This window comes from Neorhizobium sp. 05N33 (assembly GCF_056397445.1).
Genome location: NZ_JBFTNK010000006.1, coordinates 301604 through 326098, shown reverse-complemented (window position 1 = coordinate 326098; position 24495 = coordinate 301604). Strand labels below are relative to the sequence as shown.

37 protein-coding genes, 1 tRNA gene and 2 riboswitches are annotated in these 24495 nt (G+C 61.0%); of the genes, 10 read left to right on the top strand and 28 right to left on the bottom strand.

The genetic code is table 11. The features are described 5' to 3' along the window. Nucleotides 1–16 precede the first annotated feature (16 nt). Nucleotides 17–1153: a glycine cleavage system aminomethyltransferase GcvT gene (gene gcvT / locus AC1DLT_RS18385; protein ID WP_477487690.1), complete on the bottom strand. Its 1137-nt coding sequence runs from the start codon at nucleotides 1151–1153 to the stop codon at nucleotides 17–19. A gap of 67 nt (nucleotides 1154–1220) precedes the next feature. After that, nucleotides 1221–1300, bottom strand: a riboswitch (glycine riboswitch). Next, a riboswitch (glycine riboswitch) is annotated at nucleotides 1301–1388 on the bottom strand. Nucleotides 1389–1498: 110 nt separating this feature from the next. On the opposite strand from gcvT, the gene AC1DLT_RS18380 reads away from it, so the two are divergent. Further along, nucleotides 1499–1960 (top strand): hypothetical protein, encoded by a 462-nt coding sequence (locus tag AC1DLT_RS18380; RefSeq protein ID WP_477487689.1) that lies wholly within the window; start codon nucleotides 1499–1501, stop codon nucleotides 1958–1960. A gap of 66 nt (nucleotides 1961–2026) precedes the next feature. Further along, nucleotides 2027–2515, top strand: a complete 489-nt coding sequence (locus AC1DLT_RS18375; protein ID WP_477487688.1) for a copper chaperone PCu(A)C — start codon at nucleotides 2027–2029, stop codon at nucleotides 2513–2515. Between the two features lie 40 nt (nucleotides 2516–2555). Here the strand turns inward: AC1DLT_RS18375 and AC1DLT_RS18370 are convergent, their stop codons facing one another. After that, nucleotides 2556–2972, bottom strand: coding sequence for a DUF2000 domain-containing protein (locus AC1DLT_RS18370; protein ID WP_247038157.1), 417 nt, complete (start codon nucleotides 2970–2972; stop codon nucleotides 2556–2558). Nucleotides 2973–3109: 137 nt separating this feature from the next. On the opposite strand from AC1DLT_RS18370, the gene AC1DLT_RS18365 reads away from it, so the two are divergent. Together AC1DLT_RS18365 and AC1DLT_RS18360 are read left to right on the top strand one after the other, a co-directional pair. Further along, nucleotides 3110–3595, top strand: a complete 486-nt coding sequence (locus AC1DLT_RS18365) for an Lrp/AsnC family transcriptional regulator (RefSeq protein ID WP_247038155.1) — start codon at nucleotides 3110–3112, stop codon at nucleotides 3593–3595. Between the two features lie 175 nt (nucleotides 3596–3770). After that, nucleotides 3771–5366, top strand: a complete 1596-nt coding sequence (locus AC1DLT_RS18360; RefSeq protein WP_477487708.1) for an EAL domain-containing protein — start codon at nucleotides 3771–3773, stop codon at nucleotides 5364–5366. A gap of 17 nt (nucleotides 5367–5383) precedes the next feature. Here AC1DLT_RS18360 and AC1DLT_RS18355 read toward each other — a convergent pair whose 3' ends face one another. Continuing rightward, nucleotides 5384–5662, bottom strand: a complete 279-nt coding sequence (locus tag AC1DLT_RS18355; protein WP_255761489.1) for a hypothetical protein — start codon at nucleotides 5660–5662, stop codon at nucleotides 5384–5386. 124 nt (nucleotides 5663–5786) lie between these two features. On the opposite strand from AC1DLT_RS18355, the gene crcB reads away from it, so the two are divergent. From crcB to AC1DLT_RS18330, 5 genes are all read left to right on the top strand, one after another. Further along, the gene (gene crcB / locus AC1DLT_RS18350) at nucleotides 5787–6164 is read left to right on the top strand and encodes a fluoride efflux transporter CrcB (protein WP_477487687.1); all 378 of its coding nucleotides are present in this window, start codon (nucleotides 5787–5789) and stop codon (nucleotides 6162–6164) included. A gap of 48 nt (nucleotides 6165–6212) precedes the next feature. Then, entirely contained in the window at nucleotides 6213–7208 is a 996-nt protein-coding gene (locus AC1DLT_RS18345) for an RluA family pseudouridine synthase (RefSeq protein ID WP_247038153.1), read from the top strand. Then, nucleotides 7205–7858 (top strand): HAD-IA family hydrolase, encoded by a 654-nt coding sequence (locus tag AC1DLT_RS18340; protein ID WP_477487686.1) that lies wholly within the window; start codon nucleotides 7205–7207, stop codon nucleotides 7856–7858. The genes AC1DLT_RS18345 and AC1DLT_RS18340 overlap by 4 nt, the downstream gene beginning before the upstream one ends. Before the next feature lie 11 nt (nucleotides 7859–7869). Beyond that, a complete protein-coding gene (locus AC1DLT_RS18335) occupies nucleotides 7870–8661 on the top strand; it encodes an ATP12 family chaperone protein (protein WP_477487685.1) in 792 nt (263 codons plus the stop codon). A gap of 111 nt (nucleotides 8662–8772) precedes the next feature. Next, on the top strand, nucleotides 8773–9207 hold the full coding sequence (locus AC1DLT_RS18330; RefSeq protein WP_477487684.1) for a hypothetical protein: 435 nt from the start codon (nucleotides 8773–8775) through the stop codon (nucleotides 9205–9207). Nucleotides 9208–9210: 3 nt separating this feature from the next. Here the strand turns inward: AC1DLT_RS18330 and AC1DLT_RS18325 are convergent, their stop codons facing one another. The 11 genes from AC1DLT_RS18325 to lipB all read right to left on the bottom strand — a co-directional run bounded on the left by AC1DLT_RS18325 (nucleotide 9211) and on the right by lipB (nucleotide 17742). Then, entirely contained in the window at nucleotides 9211–9477 is a 267-nt protein-coding gene (locus AC1DLT_RS18325; protein ID WP_477487683.1) for a CopG family antitoxin, read from the bottom strand. Nucleotides 9478–9544: 67 nt separating this feature from the next. Further along, a complete protein-coding gene (fghA, locus tag AC1DLT_RS18320) occupies nucleotides 9545–10378 on the bottom strand; it encodes an S-formylglutathione hydrolase (RefSeq protein WP_477487682.1) in 834 nt (277 codons plus the stop codon). 18 nt (nucleotides 10379–10396) lie between these two features. Beyond that, a complete protein-coding gene (locus tag AC1DLT_RS18315; RefSeq protein WP_038543127.1) occupies nucleotides 10397–11059 on the bottom strand; it encodes a DUF1345 domain-containing protein in 663 nt (220 codons plus the stop codon). Between the two features lie 17 nt (nucleotides 11060–11076). Next, nucleotides 11077–11523 carry a YaiI/YqxD family protein gene (locus AC1DLT_RS18310; RefSeq protein ID WP_038543124.1) on the bottom strand — a complete coding sequence of 149 codons (447 nt, stop codon included), beginning with the start codon at nucleotides 11521–11523 and terminating at the stop codon, nucleotides 11077–11079. Between the two features lie 90 nt (nucleotides 11524–11613). Further along, nucleotides 11614–11802: a YegP family protein gene (locus tag AC1DLT_RS18305; RefSeq protein WP_038549224.1), complete on the bottom strand. Its 189-nt coding sequence runs from the start codon at nucleotides 11800–11802 to the stop codon at nucleotides 11614–11616. Nucleotides 11803–11888: 86 nt separating this feature from the next. Continuing rightward, complete coding sequence (locus AC1DLT_RS18300) at nucleotides 11889–13016, bottom strand: S-(hydroxymethyl)glutathione dehydrogenase/class III alcohol dehydrogenase (RefSeq protein ID WP_477487681.1); 1128 nt, start codon at nucleotides 13014–13016, stop codon at nucleotides 11889–11891. A 105-nt stretch (nucleotides 13017–13121) separates the two neighbouring features. Then, on the bottom strand, nucleotides 13122–13736 hold the full coding sequence (locus AC1DLT_RS18295) for a GNAT family N-acetyltransferase (RefSeq protein ID WP_477487680.1): 615 nt from the start codon (nucleotides 13734–13736) through the stop codon (nucleotides 13122–13124). 77 nt (nucleotides 13737–13813) lie between these two features. Beyond that, nucleotides 13814–15082 carry a zinc metalloprotease gene (locus tag AC1DLT_RS18290; protein ID WP_477487679.1) on the bottom strand — a complete coding sequence of 423 codons (1269 nt, stop codon included), beginning with the start codon at nucleotides 15080–15082 and terminating at the stop codon, nucleotides 13814–13816. Nucleotides 15083–15219: 137 nt separating this feature from the next. After that, nucleotides 15220–15855, bottom strand: coding sequence for a hypothetical protein (locus AC1DLT_RS18285; protein WP_247137395.1), 636 nt, complete (start codon nucleotides 15853–15855; stop codon nucleotides 15220–15222). A gap of 175 nt (nucleotides 15856–16030) precedes the next feature. Continuing rightward, nucleotides 16031–16951, bottom strand: a complete 921-nt coding sequence (locus AC1DLT_RS18280) for a DMT family transporter (RefSeq protein WP_247038134.1) — start codon at nucleotides 16949–16951, stop codon at nucleotides 16031–16033. A gap of 62 nt (nucleotides 16952–17013) precedes the next feature. After that, complete coding sequence (gene lipB / locus AC1DLT_RS18275; protein WP_477487678.1) at nucleotides 17014–17742, bottom strand: lipoyl(octanoyl) transferase LipB; 729 nt, start codon at nucleotides 17740–17742, stop codon at nucleotides 17014–17016. A gap of 176 nt (nucleotides 17743–17918) precedes the next feature. On the opposite strand from lipB, the gene AC1DLT_RS18270 reads away from it, so the two are divergent. Next, nucleotides 17919–18003, top strand: a tRNA-Leu gene (locus AC1DLT_RS18270). Nucleotides 18004–18058: 55 nt separating this feature from the next. On the opposite strand, the gene AC1DLT_RS18265 is transcribed toward AC1DLT_RS18270, so the two are convergent. The 14 genes from AC1DLT_RS18265 to AC1DLT_RS18200 all read right to left on the bottom strand — a co-directional run bounded on the left by AC1DLT_RS18265 (nucleotide 18059) and on the right by AC1DLT_RS18200 (nucleotide 24310). After that, nucleotides 18059–19126 (bottom strand): tyrosine-type recombinase/integrase, encoded by a 1068-nt coding sequence (locus AC1DLT_RS18265; protein WP_477487677.1) that lies wholly within the window; start codon nucleotides 19124–19126, stop codon nucleotides 18059–18061. A gap of 211 nt (nucleotides 19127–19337) precedes the next feature. Next, nucleotides 19338–19580: a hypothetical protein gene (locus AC1DLT_RS18260; protein WP_477487676.1), complete on the bottom strand. Its 243-nt coding sequence runs from the start codon at nucleotides 19578–19580 to the stop codon at nucleotides 19338–19340. A 1-nt stretch (nucleotide 19581) separates the two neighbouring features. Continuing rightward, on the bottom strand, nucleotides 19582–19797 hold the full coding sequence (locus AC1DLT_RS18255; RefSeq protein ID WP_477487675.1) for a hypothetical protein: 216 nt from the start codon (nucleotides 19795–19797) through the stop codon (nucleotides 19582–19584). Nucleotides 19798–19817: 20 nt separating this feature from the next. Next, nucleotides 19818–20156, bottom strand: a complete 339-nt coding sequence (locus AC1DLT_RS18250; protein WP_477487674.1) for a hypothetical protein — start codon at nucleotides 20154–20156, stop codon at nucleotides 19818–19820. Further along, complete coding sequence (locus tag AC1DLT_RS18245) at nucleotides 20153–20371, bottom strand: hypothetical protein (RefSeq protein WP_477487673.1); 219 nt, start codon at nucleotides 20369–20371, stop codon at nucleotides 20153–20155. Before AC1DLT_RS18245 ends, AC1DLT_RS18250 begins: the two co-directional genes overlap by 4 nt. After that, nucleotides 20358–20798 carry a hypothetical protein gene (locus tag AC1DLT_RS18240; RefSeq protein ID WP_477487672.1) on the bottom strand — a complete coding sequence of 147 codons (441 nt, stop codon included), beginning with the start codon at nucleotides 20796–20798 and terminating at the stop codon, nucleotides 20358–20360. Before AC1DLT_RS18240 ends, AC1DLT_RS18245 begins: the two co-directional genes overlap by 14 nt. Continuing rightward, complete coding sequence (locus AC1DLT_RS18235) at nucleotides 20791–21132, bottom strand: hypothetical protein (protein ID WP_477487671.1); 342 nt, start codon at nucleotides 21130–21132, stop codon at nucleotides 20791–20793. Before AC1DLT_RS18235 ends, AC1DLT_RS18240 begins: the two co-directional genes overlap by 8 nt. A gap of 118 nt (nucleotides 21133–21250) precedes the next feature. Beyond that, nucleotides 21251–21568, bottom strand: coding sequence for an HNH endonuclease (locus AC1DLT_RS18230; RefSeq protein ID WP_477487670.1), 318 nt, complete (start codon nucleotides 21566–21568; stop codon nucleotides 21251–21253). A gap of 178 nt (nucleotides 21569–21746) precedes the next feature. Continuing rightward, nucleotides 21747–22154, bottom strand: a complete 408-nt coding sequence (locus AC1DLT_RS18225; protein ID WP_477487669.1) for a recombination protein NinB — start codon at nucleotides 22152–22154, stop codon at nucleotides 21747–21749. A gap of 3 nt (nucleotides 22155–22157) precedes the next feature. Further along, entirely contained in the window at nucleotides 22158–23117 is a 960-nt protein-coding gene (gene bet / locus AC1DLT_RS18220; protein WP_477487668.1) for a phage recombination protein Bet, read from the bottom strand. Then, entirely contained in the window at nucleotides 23117–23638 is a 522-nt protein-coding gene (locus tag AC1DLT_RS18215; protein ID WP_477487667.1) for a siphovirus Gp157 family protein, read from the bottom strand. Before AC1DLT_RS18215 ends, bet begins: the two co-directional genes overlap by 1 nt. Continuing rightward, nucleotides 23622–23765, bottom strand: a complete 144-nt coding sequence (locus tag AC1DLT_RS18210; RefSeq protein ID WP_477487666.1) for a hypothetical protein — start codon at nucleotides 23763–23765, stop codon at nucleotides 23622–23624. Before AC1DLT_RS18210 ends, AC1DLT_RS18215 begins: the two co-directional genes overlap by 17 nt. Next, nucleotides 23758–24111: a hypothetical protein gene (locus AC1DLT_RS18205; RefSeq protein ID WP_477487665.1), complete on the bottom strand. Its 354-nt coding sequence runs from the start codon at nucleotides 24109–24111 to the stop codon at nucleotides 23758–23760. Before AC1DLT_RS18205 ends, AC1DLT_RS18210 begins: the two co-directional genes overlap by 8 nt. Then, complete coding sequence (locus AC1DLT_RS18200) at nucleotides 24101–24310, bottom strand: hypothetical protein (RefSeq protein WP_477487664.1); 210 nt, start codon at nucleotides 24308–24310, stop codon at nucleotides 24101–24103. Before AC1DLT_RS18200 ends, AC1DLT_RS18205 begins: the two co-directional genes overlap by 11 nt. Nucleotides 24311–24495 lie beyond the last annotated feature (185 nt).

Sequence of the window (24495 nt, the reverse complement as noted above, 5' to 3'; positions counted from 1 at the left end):
GGTTCTCTCCGGAGGATTATCGTTTGTAGGTGGGGGTGACGAAGGGAAGGGCGGCGACCGTGACGGGCAGATATTTGCCGCGCACCTCCGCAAAAATCTGGCAGCCGGGTTCGGCAAAGCGGGTCGGCACGTAGCCCATGGCGACTGGCCCTTCGACCGAGGGGCCGAATGTGCCGGAGGTGACTTCGCCGAGTTCGGTCTGGCCCTCGGCGTCGGCATAGAGCTTGGCGTGGGAGCGGACGGGCGCCTTGCCCTCCGGCTTCAGGCCGACGCGGCGGCGGGCGGTGCCGTTCGCGAGTTCGTCGAGGATGCGGTCGGCGCCCGGAAAACCGCCGGCGCGGACGCCGCCAGCGCGGCGGGGCTTCTGGATCGCCCATTCGAGCGCAGCCTCGATCGGGGTGGTGGTCGTGTCGATGTCGTTGCCATAGAGGCAGAGGCCGGCCTCGAGGCGCAGCGAATCACGGGCGCCAAGCCCGATCGGCTGGCAGTGCAGGTCTTCGAGCAGCGCCTTTGCAATCTGTTCGGCCTGATCTGCCGGAACCGAGATCTCGAACCCGTCCTCGCCGGAATAACCGGAGCGGGAGACGATACAGTCGACATCGTGCAGAGACGCGTCGCGGACGTCCATGAACGTCATGGAGGTGACATCCGGCCAGAGAGCAGCCAGAACCGCTTCGGCGCGTGGTCCCTGGAGGGCGAGGAGCGCGCGGTCTTCAAGGAGTTCGACGTCGCAACTGGAAAGATGTGCCCGCAGATGGGCGAGATCGGCCTCCTTGCAGGAGGCGTTGACGACGACAAACAGGTGATCGCCGCGATTGGTGATCATCAGGTCGTCGAGAATGCCGCCGTTGTCGTCGGTGAAGAAGCCGTAGCGCTGGCGACCGGGTTTCAGGCCGAGGATATCGACCGGCACCAGGGTTTCGAGCGCAAGTGCCGCATCCTCGTAAGCGCCGGATTTCGCACGGATGACGACCTGTCCCATGTGGGAAACGTCGAAAAGGCCGGCGGCGGTGCGCGTTTGCAGATGTTCCTTCAGCACGCCGGCCGGATATTGCACCGGCATGTCGTAGCCTGCAAAAGGCACCATCCTGGCGCCGAGCGACAGATGGAGGGCGTGAAGCGGGGTGGTCTTGAGAACGGTCTGATCGTCCAAGGACGCCTCCAGGGTTGGCGCATTTCAAGCGCCGGCTCAGATTCAGGCGCAATGACGCACCGGTTTATGAGCCCCCTCTGTCCTTGTCGCCTGAGATTGTTATCCCTTCGGCGGGCCCTCTTCGGGCCTCTCTCCAGAGTTCCTGTCGGTCGACTGCTGGTCCTTTTGCCTGAGAGTTTCCGGGGCGGTTGCTCCTTCGGCACCGCATTCAAGCGGCTTCTCCCAGCGAGTCTGGGTGGTATTATCGGCCTGGATCGCCATTTGGCAAGCCCTGCATGTCGCACGGAACACTATTTTTGTCGCAACGCAGCAAACGCGATTTGACCTAATGCAATGGCTGGCGAAATGACCGAAGAACCGCGGCAAAAAGGGCTTTTGCGCTTTGCGGCGATTTGGGTTATTCCGGCAGGCATTCGAACAGGCGAGACGATGACGGCACGGCTCAACACGGCGGCGAACTCAACGCGCATTTTCTGCGCGATGCTGCTGCTTTTGCTGGGATTTGCCCATCAGCCGGTGGAGGCTTCGGCGCCGCTCGATTCTTACAGCGAAACCTATCGGCTACCGGACGGCACCTTTGCCGATATCTGTTCCGAAGGCGACCACGGCCACCAGATGCCGGCGGCAAAGCCGCTCTGCGAAGTCTGCCTGCTCTCAGCATCTGTCATCCTGCCGCCGCCGGAGGATCAAGCCTTATTTGCGGCGGCGCGCGCGTCGCTTGCCAATCCCCTGCGCCAGTTTTCCGAACTGCTCGGTACGACCGCCGTCGACCGACCTAAGTCTCGTGCCCCGCCGATCCCGATCTGACCTTTAACGCTCTCAGATCAATCGCGGTCGACCGGCATGGATGCTGTCACCGCATGGGGATATTCCATGAAGACTTTCACCAAACTCGCTTTCCTCGGTATTTTCGCTGCCACCGGCATTATTATTGCGGGAGCTACAGCCGCTCAGGACGCGCCCACCAAGCTCGCCGACCTGGAAGTGACGGGCGCCTTCACCAAGGCGATGCTGCCCGGCCAACCGGTCGGTGGCGGTTATTTCACCATCAAGAACAACGGCAAATCCGACGACATGCTGGTCTCGGTCTCGTCGCCGGTCGCAGGCAACGTGGAGATGCACGAGATGGCGATGCAGGGCGAGGTAATGAAAATGCGCAAGCTCGATACCGGTATAGCCATCCCGGCAGGCAAGACCGTCGAACTGACGCCCGGCGGGCTGCACCTGATGTTCATCAAGGTCAAGGAACCCTTCAAGCAGGGTGGCAAGGTGCCGGTAACGCTGACCTTCGAGAAGGCCGGCAAGGTGGATATCACGCTGCCGGTCGAGGCGGCGGGACCGGCCGGCCACGAGCACAAGTGAATTCGATGGAGGCCCGCTCGTGGGAGCGGGCTCTTCGTCTCTAGCGCAGCAGTTTGAGGCTGCCGGTCAGCGACTTTATCCATTTCGAAGGGCCGGCGAGGCCAAGGCCGTCGATCTCCTCCTCCGCCAGATCGCGATTTGGGAAGGTGGCTTCATAGTCCCGATAGTCGTGCAGCGATCTGGCGAAAGCCGGAAAGGGAACGATTGCGTGGTCCTGTAGCGGCAACAGCGCCTTCAGCATCAAGGAGCGGATCGTCTCTGCCTGCGCCTGCAGGATCGGTACCGGCAGAGCGGAACTGATATCGATCGTCCGGCTTTCGCGATCGGTCAGCCGGCGGGCGGCAAGTGCCGGCATGCGCGCACCGAGGCCGACCGAGATGGCACCGACCGTGTTGGCGACGAGGCCGAGCGGCAGGGCGGGGTTGACGATAATGGCGAGGCGGATGTCGTCGGTCATAGGCGGGCGGGGTATCCATCTGTCGAAGAGAACCGCAGCCTACTCCGAATTGGCCGGTCGATCCTGTCTTTTTCCTCCCGTTTTCGGCATTCTTCGGTAAGATCTACCTGAATGATCGGAAGTATGGGTAGATTTTTATGGCGAACGACGTCGAACCGGCGGACATACGAATTCTGGAAGCGTTGCAGGAAGACGGCCGGCTGACCAATCAGGCGCTGGCCGACAAGGTCGGGCTTTCGACCTCCCCGAGTTGGCGGCGCGTGCGGCATCTGGAGGAGACGGGCGTCATCCAGGGATACAAGGCGGTGCTGAACCGAAAGGCGATCGGCCTCGGCGTGCTCGCCTTCATCCGCGTCAAGATCGACAGCCATAGCGAGGAAGAGGCGGAAGCTTTCGCGGCCGAGGTGATCGGCCTCGACGAGGTGGTGGCTTGCTACAGCATCGCGGGAGACGCGGATTTCCTGTTGCAGGTCGTCTCACCCGATCTCGATGCCTATGCGGATTTTGCCATGTCGACGTTGCGGCGATTGCCACGCATCAAGGAAATGCAGACGACCTTCGTCCTCAAGGAGATCAAGGCTTTCGACGGCCTTCCGTTGCGTTTCGCGGACAAGCGAACCTAGGAAGCCAACGGATTTGCCGGCCGTTTAGCGCATTCAGGCTGACTGGCGCCGCGCGGACGACAACCGGAAGGGCTTTAGAAATTGCTTCGATACAACCTGATCAAGTTGCATCAATGAATCTTAACAGAAGTCCGCGATGAATACCGCCCAAGACCTCTCATCAAAGGTTTCGGCAATGGAACTGCGACGTTCTCGGGTGATTGCGGCGGCCATTTTCCTCGGCCTGCTCGGGGCAATCATTCCGATTGCCGCGATGGTCTATATTTCGTGGGTCATCACGGTCGAGAAACAGCAGAACAATCTCGAGCGGATCGCGCAGCAGACGATCACGCGTGCGAGCAGGACGTTCGAGGATGCGCGGGCAGCGCTTGATTCGCTCGCCTATCCGCGTCTGGTACCCTGTTCGGACCAGCACATCGCCCGCATGCGGGTGATCGCCTTCAACACGCCCTCGGTCAAGGAAGTCGGTTATTTCGAGAACGGCCTGCTGAAATGCACCTCCTGGGGGATCGAGGAGCGCAAGGTCGACCGGCCGTGGATCGACTACATGACGCCCGACGGCGTGGAAGTGGCCACCCGCGTGCAGCCGGCGGTCAGCATGGGCAATCCGATGATGGCACTGCACTACGGCCCCTATAACGTGCTGGTCGATCCTGCCCGTTTCGTCGACATCCTGGCAGATGCCGACATCTCGCTGGCGCTCGCCAACCGGCAGGGCATGCTGATCAACGAACTCAATTCCCCCGAAACGGCCCTCGTCAACGCGCTGATCGACGAGCCGAAGAACGGCATGACGTCCTCGGTGCTTTACGCGATAGCGCGCGACAAGGGATTGATCGCGATCGCCATGGAGCCGCGCTCCAACCTTGCCGGCAGGCTTCAGGCGGAACAGTTCCTGCTGCTGCCGGTCGGCGCCTTCATCGCCATCTTCATCGTCGGCGTCGTGATCTGGCTTTCCAGGAAGCGGCTGTCACCGCTCGGTGAACTGGTGATCGCGGTGCGCAAGCGCGAATTCATCGTCCACTATCAGCCGATCATCGAACTGAAGACTGGCATCTGCGTCGGTGCCGAGGCCCTGGTGCGCTGGCGGCGGCCGGATGGATCGCTGGTGCGCCCGGATCTGTTCATCCCGCTTGCCGAGGAGAGCGGGCTCATTCTGCCGATTACCGACCAGGTCGTCGAAGCCGTCATCGCCGATCTCGGGGCGCTGCTCGCGGCCGACCGATCGCTGCATATCGCCATCAACCTCTGCGCCGACGACGTCACGTCCGGCCGTATTCTCGATGTTCTCGGCGACAAGCTTCCCAAGACGGAGATCGCGGCGGGGCAGATCTGGCTGGAGGCGACCGAACGCGGCTTCATCGATATCGAGGCGGCGCGGGCGACGCTCGCCCGGGCCCGGGAACGCGGCCATCTGGTTGCGATCGACGATTTCGGCACCGGATATTCAAGCCTGCAATATTTGCAGGGGTTGCCGATGGATGCATTGAAGATCGACAAGTCCTTTATCGACACGATCGGCCGCAACAGCGCCACCAGTTCGGTCACCGGCCATATCATCGAGATGGCGAAGACGCTCGACCTGCAGATCGTCGCCGAAGGCGTGGAGACGGAGGAGCAGGCCGACTATCTGAAGGCTCACGACGTGAGTTTCGGCCAAGGCTGGCTGTTTTCCAAACCGCTTCCGGCCGCAGATTTCATCGACTACCACCGAAACGCAAAAGCCCGCTCTGGGAGCGGGCAAAAGAATATCCGGTGCGTGGCGGCGTGAAACCTGCGGGAAGAGGTTCAGTCTTCCAGGTCGCGATAGGCTGACTGCGCCTGGGAGAAAGTCGCCTGCGGGTGATGCTGCTGGTCGGTCGTCAGCACATCAATCGAGACCGTCGTGGCGGGAATCATAAATTCGATATCGCCGGGGTCGCCGGCATTTTCGGCGCGACGGGCATTGCGCTCGGAGTCGGCCTTGATGTCCTTGACCTGATCCTTGACGGAGAGGCGTCGTCCGGGCTTCAGCGCCTCGATGGCGAGTGCGGCGGTGTTCGCCGATATGGTGACCAGTTGTGTCATGGCGCCTGTCGCGTCTTTTCTCAGAATATGATAATTACGCCGGCCCTGATTTGTTCCCGTTTAAACAAAATGCGGGCATTTTATCGATTTGACGATTTCCGGTTTTGGCCTACAGAAAACTCCCATGAATAATATGCTTCTCGTCGCCATCGGCGGAGCCATCGGCTCTGTCTGCCGCTATATCGTCGGGTTCTGGGCGCTGCGCCTGTGGGGGGCTGCCTTTCCCTGGGGAACGCTTGCCGTCAACATCGCCGGCTCGTTCGCGATCGGCTTTCTCGCCGAACTCATCGTTCGACGGTACGATGCGTCACCCGAGATGCGGCTGCTGATCATCACCGGCTTTCTCGGCGGCTTCACGACGTTCTCGGCCTTTTCACTGGATGTCGTGTCGCTGCTGGAGCGGGGTGCGACCATGGTCGGCGTCAGCTATATCGTCGCGAGCGTGGCGATCTCGCTCGGTGCCGTCTTCGCCGGACTGGCGCTCGGGCGGGCAATGCTCTAAAGACCGGGCAAAGGCCGTTGGCCCACATCCAGATATGAAAGAGCTTTGATGGCAGGCATCGAGCATATCCGCGTCGAAGCGGACGAAGCGGGAATGCGTCTCGACCGCTGGTTCAAGATCCATTACCCGGGCCTCGGCTTCGGGCCGCTGCAGAAACTGCTGCGTTCCGGACAGGTGCGCGTCGACGGCGGACGGGTAAAATCCGACGCCCGCGTACAACCGGGACAGACGGTGCGCATTCCGCCGATGGAGGTCGACGCCAAGAAGACCGGGCCGATCGCCGGCAAGGATCTCAAGCATTCCAGCGATTTCGAACTGTTGTCGCGCATGGTGCTGCACGAGGACGAGAAGGTGATCGTGCTCAACAAGCCGGCTGGCCTTGCCGTGCAGGGCGGATCGGGCGTCGCGCGCCATATCGACCAGATGCTCGACAGCTGGATCAGCCCCAAGGGTGAAAAACCGCGGCTGGTCCACCGGCTCGACCGCGACACATCAGGCGTGCTGGTGATCGCCCGCACCCGGGGTGCTGCGCAGAAGCTGACCGCCGCCTTCCGCGAGCGCGATACCAAGAAGACCTATTGGGCGCTGGTCAAGGGCGTGCCCCGCAAGCACGAGGACAAGATCTCCACGTGGCTGGTCAAGGAACAGACGCCGGATGGCGACCGCATGCGGATCGCCCGGCACGGCGAGGACGGCGCCGACCACGCGGTGTCCTATTACCGGGTGCTGGAAATGGCGGCGCAGACGCTCTGCTGGCTGGAGATGGAGCCCTATACCGGCCGTACCCATCAGCTGCGTGTCCATGCGCTGCATATCGGCCATCCGATCATCGGCGACCCGAAATATTTCGACGACGATCACAACTGGGATTTTCCGGGCGGGATCCAGAAGAAGCTGCATCTCCACGCCCGCCATATCGACATTCCGCATCCGAACGGCGGACGGCTGAAGGTCACGGCACCTCTCCCGCCGCATATGGTGCAGAGCTGGAACCTTCTCGGCTTCGACATGGAAAACGGCCGCAGGGACGACGACGACGAATGAAACTGGTCCTTTTCGATTGCGACGGCACGCTGGTCGACAGCGCCAACCTGATCCATGAAACCATGCGCCGCACCTTTGCGCATTTCGGCAAACCGGAGCCCGGGGTGGAAGACACCAAGGCGATCATCGGGCTGACGCTCGACATCGCGATTGCCCGCATGCAGGGCAAGCCGCATGCGGATGAAGAAGCCGTCGAGATGATGGCTTATTACAAGACGCTGTTTGCCGTCGTGCGCCAGGATCTCGGCTTCAAAGAGCCTTTGTTCGAAGGGATTCGCGCGCTGATCGACGCGATCGGGCCGCGCGAGGACCTGCTGATCGGCGCGGTGACCGGAAAATCGCGGCGCGGGCTGAAGCTTGTGATGGAGACGCACGGGTTCGACAAATATTTCGTCGTGTCGCGCACCGCCGACGACTGCCCGTCGAAACCGCATCCGGCGATGGTGACCGAATGCTGCGACCAGACAGGCATTGAGCCTTCCGATACCCTTGTCATCGGCGATGCGATTTACGATATGCAGATGGCGAAGGCGGCCGGCGCCACGGCGATCGGCGTTGCCTGGGGTTACGCCTCGGTGGACGAGCTGAACAAGGCCGGAGCCGACGCGATCATCCATCATCCGAGCGAGTTGCTGAGCCATATCGGCTGAGGTTTATTTCCATGCGTGACATGTTTCCCGATCCATCCGAAGCGCTGAGCCATCCGGACCCGACGCGGCGGGCGCAGATCCAGATGCACAAGCCGCTGCCGAAGCGCTTCTACAAGGAAGTATCGGTAACCGAAGGCGAGGGCGGCCATGCCATCCATCTCGACGGCAGGTCGGTCAGGACGCCGGCCAAGAAAGCACTCGCGGCTCCGACGGCCCGGCTTGCCGAACTGATCCGCGACGAGTGGGCCAGCCAGGTGGATGTCATCGATCCCGGCACCATGCCGGTGACGCGGCTCGTCAACACCGCGATCGACGGCATCGCCACCGACCCCCAGGCGGTGTTCGAGGACATCCTGCGGTTCTCCTCGAGTGACTTGCTCTGCTATCGCGCCGAGACACCGGAAAACCTGGTGGCGCGCCAGAGCGAACAATGGGATCCGATCGTCGACTGGGCCGCGAACGAACTCGGCGCGCGCTTCATCCTGGTCGAGGGCGTGATGCCGCAGGAGCAGCCGAAGGAGGCGATCGCCGCCTTTGCGGTGACGCTGAAGAAATACGATACGCCGATCGAACTCGCCGTTCTGCACACGGTGACGACGCTGACCGGTTCGGCGATCCTGGCGCTTGCGTTTGCGGAAGGCCGGCTCACCGCCGACGAGGCCTGGACGCTCGCCCATCTCGATGAGGACTGGACCAACGAACATTGGGGCACGGACGCGGAGGCCGAGCATCGACGCACCAAGCGGCTCGAGGAAATGCGGGCGGCGGCGGAAACTTTTCTTGCGTTGACGCCCTCGGCTTAATCGTTCTCTAACCGTGTTCGTTGGAACATCTGAAGGTGCCGTTTTGCAGGTTCCTTCATGCTCCGTCGTCTCTCTCGTTTCTGTCTTGTTGCTTTGACGGTCTTGCCGTTGATGTCGTTCCGCCTGGAACAGGCAAACACGGCGCAGGAAAAACTTCTCTACGACGTGCGCGGCGCCTTCGTGACCGCGCGGCCGGATGTGCCGAAGGGATTGTTGATCGCCACCGACATGCTGGTCGACGAGGCGATCCGCGCCACCACCAGGTCGATCGCCCTGCCGCGGACGATCATCTCGGTGCGAATAGACGAGATGTCGCACATGCCGATGCTGATCGGCAGCCGGCATGAGGCGAAGGTGACGGTACAGGCGATATCGGTGAACACCGGCGAACCTATCGCCAGGGGAACATTCAAGACGTCGATCTACCTGCTGGACGGGGATACCGCGGATCGTGACCTCGCCGAAAAGATCGCCGACCGCATCGCCGGCGAATTCCGTCTTGACGGCCAGCGCCGCCCGACAATGGCGACGGCGCTGTTTCCGTGAGACTTAGGAAACGTATTTGTGCAGGATCGAATTGATCAGCGTCTGATAGGGCATGCCCTGTTCCAGCGCCTTGGCTTTCAGGCGCGCGAGGTCTCTTTCCGGAATGGAAATGGAAATCCTCTGCCGCTTGCCGTCGATCGTGTCGCGCGCAGCATTCTGCCAGAGACGTTTGCGTTCTTCGATTTCACCAACCGGCAACCATTCATCGGTTTCCGATAGCGCAACGATTTCCTGTTCGCTGAGTTCGCTGGCGGACTTGCTTTTGCTCACGGCTTTCACCCTCTTCGTGACGGTGCCACCCTTTCATTCTTTACCGTTGGATGGGTCCGATCAAGCCTTAGCCCAGCCGTTCCGCGTGCCAGCGGAGATGGTCGTCCATGAAGGTCGAGATGAAGTAGTAGGAGTGATCGTAGCGCTCGTGCATCCGCAGCGTCACGTCGATATCCGTTCCCTTGGCCGCTTCCTCGAACAGCCAGGGGCGCAGGCCGTTTTCGAGAAAGCCGTCGGCCTTGCCTTGGTCGATCAGGAATTCCGGAAAGCGCGCACCGTCCTCGACCAGTGCGCAGGCATCATATTGCCGCCAGGCTGAGCGGTCGGCGCCCAGATATTTCTCGAAGGCGGGTGCCGACCAGTCGGCGGTCGAGGGCTGGACGATCGGCGCGAAGGCAGAGCAGCTCTTGAAGCGGTCGGGGTTCCGGAGCGCGATCGTCATGGCGCCATGACCGCCCATGGAGTGGCCGAAAATGCTCTGGCGGTCCATGTCCATGCGAAAATGCTGGCTGACGAAATTCGGCAATTCCTCGGTGATGTAGGTGTACATCTGGTAGTGCTCGGCCCACGGCTTTTCCGTTGCATCGAGATAGAAGCCGGCGCCCTTGCCCATCTGCCAGTTGGTGAGTTCGTCGGGTACGTCATTGCCGCGCGGGCTGGTATCCGGGCAGATGACGATCAGCCCGAGTTCCGCGGCCATCCGCCTGTATTCGCCCTTTTCCATGACGTTGGCATGGGTGCAGGTAAGGCCCGATAGATACCAGACGACGGGGCAGGGCTCCCTGATTGCCTGAGGCGGCACGAAGACGGCGAAGGTCATCTCGCATTTGCAGGCTTCGGATTCGTGCATGAACACGCCCTGCATGCCGCCGAAGGCAGTGTTCTGGGAAAGGACCTTCATCGATGCTCCTCGAGAATATCAATTGCCCATCGACACGACGGCGTTGACGGCCGCGGCGACAAGGACGGTGTTGAAAAAGAATGACACGACCGCATGCACGAGATTGATGCGGCGCATGTCGGTCGTGGTGATCTGGACGTCCGATGTCTGGGCGGTCATTCCGATGACGAACGAGAAGTAGAGAAAATCGTAGGCGCCGGGCTCGTCGGTTTCGGGAAAATCGAGGCCGCCTCGCTTCGCCTCATTCTCTTCGGCCTGCTCGTCCGGCCGCCAGAAGCGATGGGCGTAATGCATGGCGAACATCGTATGGATCGTCAGCCAGCCGAGCACGACGGATGCGAAGGCTAGCGAGACGGAGGCAAGGCCCGCAGGCTGCGAACGGTTCAGCGCTTCGAACAGCGAAACCACGGCGGCGGCAACGGCGAGCAAAGTTACCCCTAAGATGACCGGCGCGGGCTCGTCGTCGTTTTGGCCTTTCTTTCTGAACGTGGCGCCATCGAGCTTCGGGATGCGGGCGGCCATCATGACGAGATAGATCAGGAAGAAGACGATGACCGCGATGCCGGGCGCAAGTTGCGGCACGGAAAGGAACAGGAACGGCAGACAGACCAGCGAAGCGATGGTGCCGGCGAAGAACGGGCCATGCCGGTGATAGGTCAGTTTGCGCCAGGGGCTCGGCATCCGGGTTTTCCGATCGCTCACGTGGCTGATTTGGCGCGGCGGCAGAGCCTGTCCAGCGTTTCCAGGAATTTCGAGCGGTCGCGCGGCGAAAAGGCGGCGTTATAGCCCTTGCTTTCGCCTGTTTCGCGCAGATGTGCTCCGAGATCGCGCATGGCGCTCGCCATGCCGATATTGGTTTCATCGAAGACCCTGCCGGTCGGGCCGGTCACCAGCGCGCCTGAGGCAACGCAGCGTACCGCCAGCGGCACGTCGGCGGTGACGACGATATCGGCGGGGCCGGCGCGTTCGGCGATCCAGTTGTCGGCGGCGTCGAAACCGGCGGAGACGATGACATTATGGACCATCGGGTCGCGGGACGGGCGAAGGCCGGAATTGGCGACGAACGTCACTTCGAAGTTATGGCGTTCCGCGACTTTCAGGATCTCCGGCTTGACCGGACAGGCATCGGCATCGACGTAGATCATGGATGGATACTCCGGCCTCAACCCGGTCGGCTCCCCGAATGGGGGGAGGCAACGCAGCCCGCCCCGGCGGGCCGCGCGCGGGAAGCGGTATCAGGCTACGGCGGTCGTCTGGTCGTCGACCGTTGCGCCGGGTACGTTCTTCTTGATGGATTCTATGGCCGACACGGCAGAAGCCTTGGCCGAATAACCTTCAGAGGAGAACATGGTCTGACCGTTCGGAGCCTTGAAGCGGAAACGGTATTCCCCGGCCTTGTCCTTATAAATCTCGAATTTGTACATCTTCTGCATCTCCCATTCATCGGAGTTGAAATCGTGGACTTATTCGTAACAATGAGGCGCGTTCCGGAAAGCACCCGATACCGCGCTCAGTAAATCACTACGCTGCGAATCGATTCGCCGCCATGCATCAGCTCGAAACCCTTGTTGATGTCCTCGAGCGGCATCGTGTGGGTGATCATGGGGTCGATCTCGATCTTGCCCTCCATGTACCAGTCGACGATCTTCGGCACGTCGGTGCGGCCGCGAGCGCCGCCAAAGGCCGTGCCCATCCAGGTGCGGCCGGTGACGAGCTGGAAGGGACGGGTGGAAATTTCCTGACCGGAGCCGGCAACGCCTATTACCACCGACTTGCCCCAGCCGCGATGCGAGGCTTCGAGCGCCTGGCGCATGACCTTGGTATTGCCCGTGCAGTCGAACGTATAGTCGGCTCCGCCGATCTGGTCGGCGCCGCGCTTCGTCAGGTTGACGAGATAGGGAACGATATCGCCGTCGACTTCCTTCGGGTTGACGAAATGGGTCATGCCGAAGCGTTCGCCCCAGGCCTTCTTGTCGTTGTTGAGGTCGACGCCGATGATCATGTCGGCGCCGGCAAGCCGCAGGCCCTGGATGACGTTCAAACCGATGCCGCCGAGCCCGAAGACGATGGCTGTCGCACCGATCTCCACCTTGGCGGTGTTGATGACCGCACCAATGCCCGTGGTGACGCCGCAGCCGATGTAGCAGACCTTGTCGAAGGGGGCGTCCGGGTTGATCCTGGCGACCGCGATCTCCGGAAGAACCGTATAGTTCGCAAAGGTCGAGCAGCCCATATAGTGATGGATCTTGTCCTTGCCGATCGAGAAGCGCGAGGTGCCGTCTGGCATCAGCCCCTGGCCCTGGGTGGAGCGGATGGCGGTGCAGAGATTGGTCTTGCGCGACAGGCAGGAGGGGCATTCGCGGCATTCCGGGGTATAGAGCGGAATGACGTGATCGCCCTTCTTGACAGAGGTGACGCCGGGGCCGACGTCGACGACGATGCCGGCGCCCTCGTGGCCGAGGATCGCCGGGAAGAGGCCTTCCGGATCGGCGCCGGACAGGGTGAAATCGTCGGTATGGCAGATGCCGGTCGCCTTCACCTCGATCAGTACTTCGCCGGCGCGGGGGCCTTCGAGCTGTACGGTCATGACTTCGAGCGGTTTGCCAGCCTGAACGGCGACGGCGGCGCGGACATCCATGATGTTCTCCCTTGAGGCTTTATAGATTCGGCGCGACCTTGGCACAGGCGAGGGGGCCGGCTCAAGCCGGAACGAGCCGTTCGCGGTCGCATTTCGGTGAGCGGATCAAGGACCGATAAGCGGCACGTGCGGAGACGTCGTGCGCGGCGTCAGACCGGTCAGGCGCGGATCGTCCAGCACTTCGACCATCAGCGCGTAGGGCGTGAAGCCGGACCGTTGATAGAACTGCATTGCGGCCGGGTGATCGAAGTGACAGGTATGCACCCAGAAACGACGGATCGGATGCGCCCAGGCCCTCTCGATCGCCCAGTTCATCATGAAACGGCCGGCGCCCTTGCCGATCGCACCGGCGACGAGGCCGAAATAGACGAGCTCGCATTCGCCCTGTTGACGGAAATCGAGCTCTAGGAGGCCGATCCGGCGGCCGCCGTCGAGAAGCACGTAAATCTCGACCCGCGGATCGTTGAGGACCGAGGCAAGTTCGTCATCCCCCATGACCAGCCGCGAGACCCACATCCAGTTCTCGCCGACCGTACGGAACAACGCGCGGTATTCGTCGAGTGCGGGAGACTGCCAGCGTTCCAGGGCGAGTGTGTCCGGCGCCGTCGCGGTCTTCCTGCGCGGCTTCTCGAACATTTCGAGGCAGGTCACGACGGTGGCAATCTTGCCCGGAGGAACTGCGGAATAACCGGATGGTAGTGCGGGGTTTTCGCTTTTCATGTAACCTTTGGAGCCGCTTGGCGGGTTGATGTCAATGGGCGGAGACGTCGATGTCGAGTGATATGGAGCGCGGGTGATCAGCCGAACAGGCGGTCGCAGGCGTAGACAAGACCGTAGGAATGGATGGCGACCGCGGCGTAGAGGCCGAGGCCCGCCATCAACCGCTCGCCGGGATGCATTTGCTCAAGGGTTTCGCGCGGCTTGACCGACGAAAAGCCGATCAGGCTCATCAGCGTGAACACGGCAAGTGCCGCGATCAGGGCGGTGGAGGACAGCCCGATCCGGTAGCCGACCCACAGCATCAAGAGCGTAATTCCGAAGCTGCCGGCGACGAGCAGGCTGCGGGTCGGAAAGATCTGCCTCAGTACCCTGCCGCCGTCGAAGCGGTACATGGGCAGAAGATTGAGGAGGTTGAAGGCACCCAATATCAGTAGGAAGACCAGCGCGGGTTGCCGCAGCGACGAAGAAAACAGGTGGGTGGCCGAGAGATCGTGGACGGAAATCACCACCGGTACGAGAAAGGCGGACATGCCAGCGCCCATGAGCGCGCAGGTGGCGACTTCGAAGCGGCTGTTGTAGGGCCGACCGCCGATAGCGATGCCTCCAAGAAGCGGAACGAAGATCATCCTGACCCTCTCATGCTCGAAGGCGCGATAGGCGGCCATGTGCCCCAGTTCATGCAGCACGATGACCACCGTCAGAATTGTGGAGATCGTCAGACCTGCCGCAGTCAGCCCGAAAAAGGGCCAGAGCAGCAGCGTCGAGAGGAGTGCCAGGACTAACTGGGTGAGCGGATGTTCGATCATGCCGCCTGTTTTCGGCCGGCCGTTTTTCAGCCATGCAGTCAGCGACGAGAGCTCGCGGCGGATCATGAAATAACGAAACAGGTAAACGCCGAGGCCGCGATAGTTGTCCGTCTGGGCAAGGGTGATCGTGGAACCGCCAGGCGCGGCCGACACGGCGCGGTATTCCTCGAAGTTGCGCCAGAAAGAAATGTCGAGCGCGGTATCGTCCACCACGCGTGCACGGCTCTCATAGCTGAGCTGGGCACTATCGATAGTTTCCTCCACCTTGAAGACCCGCCGGATCGGCGAACCGTGGCGATCGGGATGGCTGTAGGCGATCTCTATCCCGCCGCGGTTCCGTTCCATCCCTGAGGAGAGGATCGAAGGGTTCCAGCTCGCCTCTTCGCCGCCGGGGTGAAAGGCGCGCCAGAGACGTTCCGGAGCGATTTCGAGCGTCCGATGCAGCGTGATGGTGCGGCGGCCGACGGGTGCTGCCATCAGCAGCCAGAGCAGGCCGAGATTGATCGTCAGCAACAGGACGGCGGAGACAATAGGCGTCATATCGACCTCGGGAGCCTGTCGGCTCGCGATTGGCCGATCATCACAGACACCATTAGGCCGATTGATTTTCCAGGCGGTTTAGCCAACCGATAAAATGCGAACGAGCAGCCGTGCAACGCGTCGCGACCGGCTGTTTGTCAGGCCGCCACCTCTCGCGTCAGCCGATGCCCGGCATCGGTCACCAGCCAGGGACCGGAGCGCAGCACTTCCTTCGGCCTTTCATAGGTCGCCACCGCCGCGATCATCTCCCGCCAGGCGGGATGATGGGCTCTAACATCGGTCAGTTCATCGATCTCGCGCAGGACCAGCGCTTCGACCGGCGAGAGCAGCAGCCGGCCTCGCTCCATCGCGCCGCGCAGCACCCGCCAGATATAGGTGAGATCAAAGGCTGTGATGCCGGCAGAGGCGGGGCGGGCGGCATGATAGGCACCGCGTGCCCCAGGATCGAGGGCCAGGCGAACCTGGTCGAGCGCAAAGGCCGATAGGCTCTCCGGTACCTCGGACGCCACTTCCATGGTATGCAGCAGCAATTCGAGCTCCAGCGCGGAACGAACGGCTCCGTCGACGGCGATCGTGCGCATCAGCCAGCCAGCCTTTGCGTCGTCGATGCGCCCCTTCGGCTCTGTGTCACGCACGAGATATGCCGCCAGGCTTTCGACGAAGTAAGTCGACCATTCGGGGCTCTGTTCGGGACAGGAATCATTCAGCGCAAAAAGGACGAGCGCGTCTTCGGAGGAGCAAATGCCGTCCGGGAACGCATATTTGCGCAGCATCAAAATATCGTCGGCCACAATCCGACCCTTCCCGGCGATGACACATGCCGGAAAAGAAAAGCGGAACCCGCTCATCTTCATTTCTCCGTTTCATCATGAAACTGAATGTGGGGGATAAATGAGAGAAGTTGAGAGGCAGAAAAGAAGCGCGGTTAACCGGCGGGAAACAAGGCCATCAAACAGTTTCGAGCTGCTTCGATTTGGAACGTTCCCGCCAGATGATGAACAGGCCGGAGGCGACAATGACGGCGATGCCGAGCCATTTGGAGGCGGTCGGGAAGTCGCCGAACAGAGCGTAACCGAGCACGGTCGCCGAGATGATTTCGAAATACTGGAAAGGTGCCAGCAGTGAAAGCGGCGCCAGCCGGAAGGCCCGCACCACGAGCAGATGCATGTAGCCCGAAATGGAACCGAGCAGCATCAGCAGGATGAGACCGAGCCAGGAAGCGGGGAGCGACGGCGCGAAATCCGCGGCCCCGGCGTTATCTCCGGCCACAAGCGCCGCCGCCATGAACAGCGTGCCGCCGACGCCTGCCATGGTCTGCATGACCAGCGGCGAATCGGCCTCGCCGATCGCACGGTTGAGGAACAGGTAGAGCGTGTAGAGGAAGGCGCAGGCGACCGGCAGCAGCGCCGTCCAGCCGAAGATCGCATAGCTCGGCTGGATGACGATCATGGCGCCACTGAAACCGACGACGATCGCCAGCCACCGCCGCCAGCCGACCTTTTCCCGCAAGAAGATCGCCGACATCATGGTGAGCATGAAGGGTTCGACGAAATAGATGGCGAAGACGTCGGCGAGCGGCATGTATTTGACGGCCGCGAAGAACATCAGGCTGGCGGCCGCATGCAGCACGCCGCGCAGCAGGTTCATCCACGGGCGCTTCGGCCGGAAGATGGCAGCCCCGGTGAAGACGACAAGCGGCAGGATGCAGACGAGCTGAAAGAAGAACCTGTAGAATGTCACCTGCGCGGGCGACATCGCCTCGAAGGTCGCCATATATTTGGCGATGGCATCCATCAACGGCAGGATGACCATGCAGGTGGCCATGATGGCCATCCCCTTCAGCGGATTTTCAGGTGTGGAAGAGGGCATGCCCGGCACTTTCGAGGAACCAGGTTCTTCAACCACAGCGGGCGGCAATGTTCAAGCCAAGATCAGGCGACCGCGGTATCGGAAATCGTGGCGCCGAAGATTTCCCCGAAAGCTTCGCGCAGGCGCATATCCACGTCGGCCATCATCACCGGAAGGCCGAGATCAACGAGGCTCGTCACGCCGTAAGCGCTGATCCCGCAGGGCACGATGCCGGTGAAATGCGAGAGGTCCGGTTCGACATTGAGAGAGAGTCCGTGGAAGCTGACCCAGCGGCGCAGGCGGATGCCGAGCGCGGCAATCTTGTCCTCCGCCATCGAACCGTCCGGCAGAAGCGGTTTTTCCGGCCGGCGCACCCAGACGCCGACGCGGTCCTCGCGCCGCTCGCCGCGCACGTTCATCATGTCGAGGGTGCGGATTATCAGTTCCTCGAGTGCCGCCACATAGGCGCGCACGTCCTGGCGCCGGCGTTTGAGATCGAGCATCACGTAAGCGACGCGCTGGCCGGGACCATGATAGGTGTATTCGCCGCCGCGGCCTGTGGAAAACACCGGAAACCGGTCCGGCTCGATCAGGTCCGCGGCATCGGCGCTGGTGCCGGCGGTATAGAGCGGCGGGTGTTCGAGCAGCCAGACGAGTTCGTCGGCGCGGCCATCGGCGATCGCCGCCACCTCGCGCTCCATCTCGGCCACGGCGTCCTCGTAAGGGACAAGCCCATCGGAGATTCGCCAGCGCACCGGCGGCGAGCCTGTTTGCGGCAGCATGGACAGATTGAGGTCGGTGCGTGTGAGCATGGAAAATCTTCTGGCAAAAACAAAAGGGTGCGGCAAGGGCCTGGTTTCGGCCCGGTTTATATAGGCATTCACACCTGGAATTTTTATCCTTCAAAAATCTGTCACGGCGCACTTGTGCACCCCAAATGCTTTTGCTACATGCAGCCCCGCCGGCGCAAGTCGGCATCTACCACGATGCGGTCGTGGCGGAATTGGTAGACGCGCAGCGTTGAGGTCGCTGTGTCGCAAGACGTGGAAGTTCGAGTCTTCTCGACCGCACCATTTTATCATGAAAAGAGCCGGTTTTCCGGCTTTTTTTGTGCCTTTGTGTCCCACGTCAAGACCATGCGCGGGACACCTCGACTCTGTCCAAGGCAACTTTTGCCAGCTTCCAGCGCTCTACCCGCTTCGTGTAGGCCTCGCTCGTCTTGGCTTCCGAATGGCCGAGAATCGCCATGATCTCGTACTGGCTACAGCCAAGCTCGGCGAGAACTTCTGCCAGTCCCTTGCGGACCCCATGCGCGGAAAGATGCCCCAAGCCTGCATCCTGGCACCAGCGCTTGAACATCGCCGACGCGCTGTCCCCGCTGGATAATGGCTTGCCCCCCTTCGCCAGAACATATGTGTTCCCCTGCACTGTAGCCGCGCGCGTTGCCGTCTTGAGCGGGGGCAGGAGAGGGATGCAAACCTCTGACGACCCCTTCTTAAGCGGGGTCCACCGTAGGGCCTCGAAGCCGTCGATGACGCATTCGTATTTCCGCCCCAGAATGGTCAGATCTTCGATCCGGCAGCCGGTCCAGAGAAGGACGGCCATGGCCGCATAGGGCTTTGTCCCCACCCGGTGATGCGCGAAGAATTTCTTTACGTCGGCGGCTTTCCATGGAGTTGCGCCGTCTCCCTTGACGTAGACGGACTTTATCCCCTTGGCTGTGTTTTCCTTGATATACCTACGCTCCAGAGCCCAATCGTACATGACGCTCACCGCCTCAATGAAGGCGTCGGCTTGGGCAGGAGTTGCGCCCATCTCGTCTTGCTTCTCGATCAATATCTCGCGGGGGATCAGCATTTCCTTGTCGGGCCTTTTGAGGAGGCGATCCAGAAGGTTTTTCTTCTTTTTGAGGGTTTTAGGGCTTGTCGTACCTGCCTTGACTCGGCCCTCCAGATATTCAAAATAGCTGTTGATCAACCACGCGATAGATTTTGGCTTCGCGTACTCGGATGCTCTCTTGAGGGGCTTTGGTTGCTCTCCCCTCCGAGCCGCTAGATACTGACGCTGGAAATCCTCGTCGCCCGGGCCGCAATAGATGCGGATTCGCTGCTTCCGCTTTCCTTCGGGGCGCACCCGATAACGGAATTGGCCGGAAGGCATCTTCTCTTTCAGAAGGCCGGGATAGTCTACTCTCATTGAAGGCCTCACCATTTTTCAAGGCCACCATCCTTTTTGCGCGTCGGCCTCTCTTCAAGAGCGCCGCAGTGGATCTCAATCTGTCCACCGGATACGCACACCTTATCCACAGGGAGGCCCGCGTCCTGGATAGCCTTCAGGGCGATCCGTAGAGCACGATCGCTTGCACGTACCCGCTTGGCGCCGATCGACTGGCCGAGAGCCGGTGTTGTCACAGCCGGTCCTCCCTCGGTTGGGGCGCTGGTGTGCGGCGGTTCCAGCGATCGACATTTCCTCGACCATCGCCGGCACGATCATCGAGATAATCGACCACGTTCGCATGCTCGAGCATGCAGGGGTCTGCACCGTCCTCGAGCGCAGGGTGTGTGTAATGGTCCTGACGACGTGTCGAGAAGTCGGCGCTGCGCTCGAGGCGCTTACCGCAGAACGGGCACGGCAAAAGCTTATCGGCCATTTCAGTCTCCTCCGGTCAGATTTGCTGCTTCGCCGACGGGATACGGCTTTTTCGTCCGCCAAAAATCCGTGCTCTTGTAAGACATGCCGGCGTACTCGCTTTCGTTCAGCGCGTTGCCGGCACGGGCCTCGATTGCGTCGTCTATCGACAAGTCCCAGACTTCATCGAAGGACAGACAAAGACCTCGGCCGTTCGCGGCAGCGTGCATGATGGCCATGTAAACGTCCCGCTTCCGGCTCATGGCTTGCCGTCCTCCGTCGCGGTGGCGGCAAGGGCGGCCTGGATACGCTTCTCGGCAAAATACGCTTGGATGCATTCTTCGCCGGTCGGCATCGTCATGTTGACGGTCATATCCCCGTTGTCATTGAAGACTGCATCCGCCATGGGGCGGAGCGCTTCAGCGGCCTTTTCCAAGGCGACCCGCAAATTCGTCTGGGGTGATGGGGTCTGCGCCTGGTGTCTAGCCCTTGCCATGATCAGCATTTCCTTCTGGAACTGCTCTTTGGAAATCTTTCCGGCCCGGTGATCCGCACGGATGTTTGCCTCTGCTGCATCAATCATTTCTGGCGTGGTCATAGGCATGCTCCCTTGATGGCATCCCGTTTCGCCTCGGCCATTGTGTTGACGCCTTCCGGCGACCAGCCGTCATAGAGATAGCCGCCATCTTTCCAGCGGACACGGATGTAGAATTTACGGTCCGGATCTCCGGGGCAGGTGTCGCGCTCTATCTCGATCGTTGCGCCCTTGTGGGTGCCGTGGAAGTACCCACGCTTCTTTTCAAGAATTCGCATCGGACGCATCCGTCGCTGTGGCGGCAAGGGCGTCCCGTATCTCGCGGATGCGGTCGGATGCTTTGGCGCGCCATTCGCTGCCATGCTCCAATGCCAGCCCGATCAGCCAGTGCATGACTTCGGCCTGCTCTTCCTCGGCCTTCCGCTTGATGTCCTGCCCGCCGTCACGAAGAGCGTGGGCGATAGGGCCAGTGTTCCACATCATCATGGAAAGGATGTCGCGAAGATCGTCCGTCAGCTCCTGCGGGTACGCCCGCAAATTCGGTTGGGGCGCTGGGGTCTCTGCCGCTGACTGGAGGGCGGCGGAAAGCATTGCAGCCACGACATTCGCTGCTGGCGGCTGCGCGCGAAGATGACCAACCTGGCCGAAAGTCGCGTAGGCTTCTTGTGCCGCCTCGACCATTTCCTTTGTCGGCGTCTTACTCATGATTGTCTCCTGCGAGAGTGCGGGCGGGATAGTCATCAAGAACCGTGTCGACAATCGTACGCACGAACCCGAAGGCGACGTGTGCATTCCCGCTATTCGTGGACTCGGGCGTTGCTTCGCGTAACCGCTCCAGCGCCTTCCGCAGCGCATCTATTTCGGCTTCTGCTGCTTCGGCACGGGACAGAAGAGCAGGAACAAGATTGCGCAGAGCGAGGAGATCAAGAAACCCAGGGCCAAGATCTTCGACGGCACCCGCAGACATGCGCTCTTCAGGCCACTCAGCCACCTTGGCATATGCCTCCCGGATCTTCTCTATGATATGGACTGCTGTCATGGCTTCCTCCCGAAGATGATCGCGGCGAATGCGACGACACCTTGAGTTATGACGCCAATCAGCATAAACGTTCCAAGGAACGTCCAGAATGAATAGAACACGGCGTTGAATAGTTCGATCATGCGTCCCTCGACTTGCGGAAACCCGCGCTCTTGATTTTGGATTTGGACTGGGGCCATGCGCCGATATGCTTCGCCCGGATCCGATCCGCCTTGCGGATGTTGTCGACATCGACCGCCGTCTTTGTTTTGTGACATTCCTTGTGGGCCGGCTTTACGTTCCCGTCGCTGTCATCGCGGGTCAGTTCCCAAGCGACGATATGCTCAAGTTCCCAGACTTCGCCGACCCTGATTTTCTCATTGCAGATGTGGCAGGCGCCGCCGTGAAGATCGAATAGGCGAACACGCTCAGTTCTGGAGAAATGCTTCCGGGCCATCACGCGCTCCATATCCGTCCAAGCCAGAACAACGTCCTGCGAAGCTTCGACTGCTCCCGTTTAGGGATGGGCTGGTATCTGCCGAGAAGGATGGCCTTCCGTGCCTGGATATCCGGGATGAGCGGATCTGGCTTCCTCTCTGGCTTACGGCGGGTGTGGCCTTTTACTGGTATGGTGGTCATGCTGCAGAACCTTTCCGATTATCCTGTTGCGGTTCCGACCATTCGACGCCGTGCCGGTCTCCGTATTCCTGAATGACGGTGATAAGGTCGATCATCTGCCGCACACTCAGGCGCGACGATCTGAAGCCGAGGGGGAATGGCCCCGTGTCGTCCAAGCCCTGGCAGAACTGCACCTGATGGCCTAGGACGTGCATGAAGGCGCATTTCCAGACCTCTGGCGTCCAGCGCCGGCCTTCTGGCTTGGCGCGGCTGATGTCGGACAGCATGGCCCACATCTTATCGTTCTGACCGCCGGAGCGCGTGGCCTCCCGAACTGTGACGACCGCATCCACAGGGGCGCGATCTATCATGGCCTTTGCGAAAGCCCGCTGTGATTGCCCGTGAAGGATGACGGTTTGAGCCATGTCTTAGCCCGCCATGACCGGGTGCTGGCGCAATGCGTCGAGTGTCGCCGGGTCCATGGCCTTGCGATGTTTGGCAGCCTCGATGCGTTTCCGAAGCTCAAGAGCATCGCCGGGATGGCGAGCCCAGAAGAGCTGCAGGCTGGCGCGATTGGCGTCCTGCCATTTTGCGATGGTGGCTCCATCGGTCTGGCTGATGTGGTCAATAACCCTGTCGAAGAACTGGCCGTCCTGAACGTTCTCCAGAGCGAAGCCGTCGCCCCACCATACCGTGAGGGCGTCCTTGCCGCCGATCTGGCGTAGCCTGTTCTCTTCGCGGTCGTGTTCGACGATCTCGGATGCTGACAGATCCAGCGCCTTCGCCCTATCCATTTCGGCTTCGTCGTAAAGCCCGGTGAACTGTTCCGGCCATCCGGCGCGAAGGGCCTGCATCTCCGCGCACTTGGCGATCATGAGCCGCGGCATCCGGCACCAATTGCCGGAATCGTCCAGTGTCTGCTTGCCGGTCTTGTAGTTCTTGCCGCTTTCGTTCTGACCCCATTCGTCCTTGATCGGCGCGAACTCTTCCCAGAAAGCCTGTCCGGCGACTTCGTACCAATCGCCGCTCTTCTGGTCCTGCTTCCAGAGATAGGTCGTCGCGGAAATGATGCCCTGCGGATTGAGGGGAGAGATCATCTCCTTGTCGGCCTCGTACTGAGGAGGCTTGCTCGCCGGCCGGTAATCGCCGCACCGTTGAGCAATAACGCGCTGCCCGTCGCGGCTGATGATGATCGTCATCTTCCGCTTGGCGGCGTCCTTCTTGGAAAAGACCATGGGGATGATCTGGCCAAGGAACGGGTCAAGCCCTTTCGCCCGCGCCACTTCCATGAACAGGTTGAATTCCTCGTCGTTCGTGTCCTTGGCGACGGTCGTCTTGACGAGGGTGATCTGCTTGGGGGAAAGATCGAATTTCGTGATCGCGTTCATTATCGTCTCCTAACCGAGAGTGACAAGGTTCCATTGTCGAGGTTGGCGCCGGGGACCGGGTCTTCGCCCTTGAGGGCTTCGGCAAGCGCCTTCTTGTCCAGCTTCGGGGCAGGGCGTTCCTGCTCGATCCAGAACCGGACGGGGATATCTGCTTCGTTGGTGATGATGACGGAAGGTTGCCGGCGCGCGAGGGAAAGAGTAGCCGTAGCCAGCCGGATAGACTGCTGATCGGTGGCAACCATCGCCTGTTCGATCATGGCCCGGATGCGCTCTGCCCTGTTTTCGGCAGACCTGCGGCGGGCTTCGAAAGCCGTTTCCTTCGCCTTCAAACCTGCTATCATGACTTCGCACTCGTCGATTTCCGACAGCGCAGCCTCGATCGCCTCGTTAAGGCCGGTCTGGCCTTCGATCGTGTCGGCGATCAGTTCTTTGTCATCCTCGCCTTCTTCGAAGAGAGACTTCATGAGCCTCTTCGCGGCTTCAGCCTGGCGGCGGATATTGTGCTCAACGTCTTGCGACATAGACATTTTCCTGATTGATCTTCAGCGCCCGATCGTCCACCGGATTTCCGAAAAGCACGTATGAGGACACGGTGGTGACGGTGAACAAGGCAATGAGCGCAAGTTGAATGGGGCGGGTGTCAAGCATCGGCTCGGCTCCCTGTTTTCCACTTCGCGTATTCGATGAAGGACATGGACCCGTCGTAGTCGAGGAAGTCCTGATATCGCTGTTTCGAGGGGGATAGTTTTGGAGGGGCCGGACTATTTGCGACGGCCGCCCTCTTGCCCGCTTCGGTGACCCAAAACCCGTCGTCGCCGCCAGCGAGGGGGTGGTTCTTGCGAACTCCCATGTATCCGGCCTCGACAAGCGCCATACAGTCGGCGTGGTCATCACTGCCTTCACCGGTAACGAAGTGGCTACGGTACATCGTGCCTCGGCCGTATTCGTCGAGCCCAAGCGAATGCTGCAGGATGTGGAGCTGCTTACTGTCCATCGTCCCTTACTCCTTCTTCGCGGGTGGGAGGGGATGGGTCGCCGATGAAGGCCAGCAGGTGATGGGCGGCCGTTCTGATTGCGTCCTCGTCCGCTTCGGAGATTTCGCGACCGGCCAACATCTCCGGCTCTATCGCGACGATCTGCTCACCGCTCGTTTCGACGCTCACACGCCAATGCTCGTGCTTGCTCTCACTCATGGAGGTTAGCCCCTACTGGATGGCCTGCGGCACGGTTCCAGAACTTCGCGGCGTTGCCAGGAGTACCGGCCGTCACGCTTATCTTGCACTGCTTGCAGGTAATCGTTTCGCGATAGAATGGTGTCTTGCTGATGCGACCGGCGCGTCCAGACTTCTTGATCACCGAAGGGTTCAATGCGCTGCAA